This is a genomic window from Bartonella sp. AP30XZML (assembly GCF_042195945.1).
Lineage (GTDB): Bacteria > Pseudomonadota > Alphaproteobacteria > Rhizobiales > Rhizobiaceae > Bartonella.
Map to the genome: position 1 here is coordinate 1 of NZ_JBHIPJ010000105.1, position 5,182 is coordinate 5,182.

Here is a 5,182-nt window from a genome sequence, read left to right on the forward strand (position 1 = left end):
CACGCATATAAACGAGACATCATCCTATCAAGCACATCCTGTCGTCAAAAACCATCATAGAAAACAATAAGAAATCTCTTTTAAAACTTTCTACTCAAATAGGCAAAACTCTCTGTACAGCGCATTAAGCAACCTTTCTCCAAAGATAATGATCTAAACAGAAGAGTTTTGTCCAGTGCTGTCAGTGTTGTCAGTTCTTTTTAGAGCCTATATTATTTTTTTTAATGAGAAAAAATTAAAAACATTATATTTCAATATGTTAGTATTTTAATGGTACAACCTATATCGACAATACAACCTTAAATACAATCCATAATATATATTTGTCAGTTTGTGTCAGTAAATTAAACTGACAAAATAGATTATTTTAGTGACTCATAAAACCTATCAAAATACTCATTATGATATCTTAAAAGCACATATCAAATTTGTCNTTTTGCTGATCTTATCCTATGCCATGGGCTGTGGATAAGTACCTTTAAAAACTCTTTTGAAAAAAATTTATCCGTTTTTTCGCATTTTTCTGCATTTTTTTCACTATTTACTCAAAATGGATTTAATAAGCTTCATTTTGATTCTTTTGAAGAGAATTAATCAATAGAATATATTGTCATGGAGTTTATTCTTTATGCTTCGCCCTCATCATTATGATCATGTCTCTTTACGCTCTCTCTTGGAATATTATCGTCAACAAGCAAAATCACCCCGTGAATTGGGAACGCTGTTTGAAAACCTTGTCATGGTTTATTTGACGCAAGACCCGCTTCAAAAGCAAGAATACGAAAAGGTTCAAACCTATTGTGAATGGGCGCAAGAGCATGATGAAGATGGAACGGATATTGGGATTGATCTGGTCGCTACAATCTGTGATGAAGGTGGCTATGCGGCTATTCAATGTAAATGCTATGATGCTTCTCACATAATTAAAAAAGAAGATATTGATAGTTTTATTGCTGCCTCGGGCAAAAAGATCTTCACCCGTCGCATACTGGTTGATAGCACCGAAACAGATTGGAGTGACAATGTTGAACTGACTTGTGAAGGACAAGAGGTTCGTATTCAACGGATTAATCTATTTGATTTGGAAAGCAGTCAAATCGATTGGGGGGCTTATAAAGAACAAGGACAAGCCGTCCTTAAAGAGAAACCAAAAAAAAAGCTTTTAGATCATCAAAAAGAAGCCCTTGAGAAAGTCTGTGAAGGTTTACAAGAAGCAGACCGTGGCAAGCTCATTATGGCATGTGGAACGGGGAAGACTTTCACCAGTTTGAAGATAGCAGAAACCATAGCAGGTCAAGGCAAGCGTGTTTTGTTTCTGGTGCCATCTCTTGCTCTTATCTCTCAAACAATCCGTGAATGGACAGAAGATACAGAAGTGCCTTTGCGTTCCTTTGCCGTGTGTTCCGATACACAAGTGGGAAAACGTCGTAAGAATAATAAAAATGATGCTCTTGAATTTGATAGCTCTGATCTTGCCTTGCCTGCTACCACGGATGCAAAAGAACTGGCGAGCAAAGCGGGTAAGGTTTCCCATGATCTCATGACTGTAGTGTTTTCAACCTACCATTCAATCCAAGTGATTTCGGATGCACAAAAAAAGTATGATTTACCCGAATTTGATCTGATCATTTGCGATGAAGCCCATAGAACCACTGGGGTTTCATTGGGAACAGAGGATAATGAATCTGATTTTATCAAGGTTCACGATAACAGCATCATTCAAGGCAAAAAACGCCTCTATATGACAGCAACCCCCAAGATCTTTACCGATGATGCCAAAAAGAAAGCCAATGAGATCAATGCCGTTCTCGCATCTATGGATGATGAAGAGCTCTATGGAAAAGAGCTTTATACCTATACTTTCTCAAAAGCCGTTCAGAATGAACTTTTAGCACCTTATAAGATTATTGTTTTGGGTGTTAATGAAGAGGAAGTAAGTCAATCCATTCAACATCTGATGACCGATGAGAATTATGAACTTATCCTTGATGATAAAACCAAGATCATAGGCTGTTATCAAGCCCTTGCCAAAATAGATCTAAAGGTTGATCTGAATGATGACCCCAATCCCATGCGGCGGGCTTTAGCATTTTGCAAAGATATCAAAACCTCTAAACGCATTTGTAAAACCTTCAATTCTGAAGAAATACAGGAAGAATTATTTAATCTTCATAAGGTCTATAAAGATACCCCGCCTCTTCAGTGTACCTTTGATCATATTGATGGAACCCAAAGTGCCAAAACGCGTCATAAAGCCCTTGATTGGCTTAAAGAGGATGCGGGGGAAAATACCTGCCGTGTGCTCACCAATGTAAGATGTCTGTCTGAAGGGGTGGATGTTCCTGCTCTTGATGCCATTATGTTTTTACACCCGCGGAAAAGTTATGTGGATGTCATACAGGCGGTGGGGCGTATCATGCGTCGTGCAAAGGGTAAAAAAAGAGGCTACATCATTTTACCCGTTGGTATCCCTGCTGGGGTTTCTGCTGAACAGGCTTTAAAATACAACAAAAGATACAGTGTTGTCTGGCAAGTGATCAATGCTTTGCTTGCTCATGATGAGAATTTTGAAATAACCCTTAACCAGATGATTTTAGGGCAAGATGTTAGTGATGTTTTGGAGATTAGAGCCTTAAAGAGCATGACCGCGGTTGAGGATAAACTTCATATCCATGAAAAATCAGAACATATGGGGCTTGAGATTGGAAAAGCCGCTCATGAACCACAAATTATTCATAGCGTAACAGGAAGATTACCTTTTTATAAAGAGTTTCCCAATGCCCTTAAAACCCTTCTTGCGAAGAAATTTGCCATTGCGGATTATTGGGAAAATTGGGCGGGTAATGTTGCTGAGATTGCTCAAAACCATATCACCCATCTTCAAAACCTGCTTGCTGATGAAAACAGTGAATCCTTTCATGCTTTTGATGCCTTTCATAAGGAATTAAAGAACAATTTAAACAGTGAAATAAAGCAAGAGGAAGCCATTGAGATGTTAGCACAACATCTTGTGACGCGTCCCGTGTTTGAAGCCTTGTTTGAGGGCAATGAATTTGTGCAAAACAATGCCATTTCGCAAGCAATGGAAAAAATCTTAACAGAACTGGATAAAACCAATATCGAGGAAGAATCCAAGGAATTACAAGAGTTTTATAACAGTGTAAGGCTTCGTGCTTCTGGGATTACCTCGCCTTTAGCAAGGCAAAATCTTATTATTACGCTTTATGAAAGCTTTTTTGCCAAGGCATTTAAGAAAACCACGGATAGGCTTGGGATTGTTTATACGCCCGTTGAGGTTGTGGATTTTATCATTCATTCTGTTGATGATGTATTGCGTAATGAGTTTGGAAAAAGCTTGGGGTCACGAGGTGTCTCTATCCTCGACCCTTTCACTGGAACGGGGACTTTTATCACAAGGCTTTTACAATCCAATCTCATCAAACCAGAGGATATGGAATATAAATTCCGTCATGATATCCATGCCAATGAGATTGTCTTACTTGCCTATTACATAGCAGCCATTAATATCGAAGCAACCTATCATAGTATCATGAAAGGTGAGTACATTCCTTTCAAACATATTGGTTTGACCGATACGTTTCGGATGCTTGAAGAGAAGAACCTTCTGCAAAAATTATTCAAAGAAAACAGTGAATATCTGGAACATCAAAAGAAACTGGATATCGAAGTTATCTTTGGTAACCCTCCTTATTCGGTAGGACAAAAAAGCGAAAATGATAATGCAAAGAATACTCCTTATCCTATTTTAAATAACCGTATTCGTGAAACTTATGCTGCTCAATCTAAAACAACTTGTGTGCAAGCACTTTATGATAGTTATATTCGTGCCATTCGTTGGGCTAGTGACCGTATTGCTGATGCTGGAGTAATCGGATTTGTTTCTGGTTCTGGTTATATAGAAAAGTCAACAATGGACGGTTTACGAAAATCTTTAGCCAAAGAGTTTACGAGCATTTATGTTCTCAATCTGAGGGGTGATCTTCGCAAAAATATGTTAAGCAATGGAGTTGCTCAAGAAGGTGAAAATATTTTCGGCAATGGTAGTATGACTGGTATTGCGGTAACGCTATTTATCAAAAATCCCAATGCTATTGGACCTTGTAAAATTTATTATCATGATATTGGAGATAATCTTTCTACCGAAAAAAAACTTGAGATGCTTCAATACTTTGGTAGTGTTGGTAGTATTACACGTGAACAAAGCTGGCAAATGATTACACCAGATAAGCATGGTGATTGGATAAATCAACGTGATGAAAGTTTTGAAACATTCTTAGCTTTAGGTGATAAGAAAGGACATGGTAAAAAACTATTTGAAAATTTTTCTTGTGGTCTAAAAACTAATCGTGATGCTTGGACATATAACTCAAGCCGTGAATTTTTAAAGAAAAACATGAATAATATGATTACGTTCTATAACAGCGAAGTAGAACGTTTTAATACTACCTATCGACACTCTGATCGTAAAACACGTGCAAATGCTGTAGATAATTTCGTCAATACAGATGTAAAAAAAATCAGTTGGAGTCATAATATTAAACAAGAATTGGTAAAAGAAAAACTCTTTAAGTTTGAATGTTACAGTCTTACTCAAAGTCTTTATCGTCCTTTTACAAAACAATGGCTTTATTATAATCGCATCTTTAACGATGGGGTTTATCAAATGCCTCGTATATTCCCGATAGGACAAGCGGTTAAAAATAAAGTAATACAAGTTTCTGCTGTTGGAGGAAGAAGTGGTTTCTCTGTCTTAATGACTAAGAATCTACCTAACCATGATGCAATAGATAAAGGACAATGCTTTCCACGCTATATTTACGAAGATACTGAATCTTTAAAAGATAAAAACAAGAAACAATCCCATTTATTTTTAATTTCTACAGAAGACAGCAAAACAGCTGATTTACAACGACGTGATGCCATTACTGATGAAGGACTAGCACATTTTAAAGCGGCTTATCCTAATGAAACCATAACAAAAGATGATCTATTCTATTATGTTTACGGTTTGCTTCATTCAGAAGATTATCGCTCTCGTTATGCTGATAATTTATGCAAAGAACTGCCTCGTATCCCTTGCGTAAAGAGTGCTGATGATTTTTGGAAATTTGTAACAGCAGGGCGTGAACTGGGTCATTTGCACGTGAATTATGAAGATGTA

General features: G+C 37.2%; 1 protein-coding gene. It reads left to right on the plus strand.

Features of this window, described 5'->3' with window-relative positions:
• Window positions 1-628: 628 nt before the first annotated feature.
• Window positions 629-5,182: DEAD/DEAH box helicase (locus ACFIL2_RS07855; RefSeq protein WP_375681725.1), on the plus strand; the 4,554-nt coding region annotated here is incomplete at its 3' end.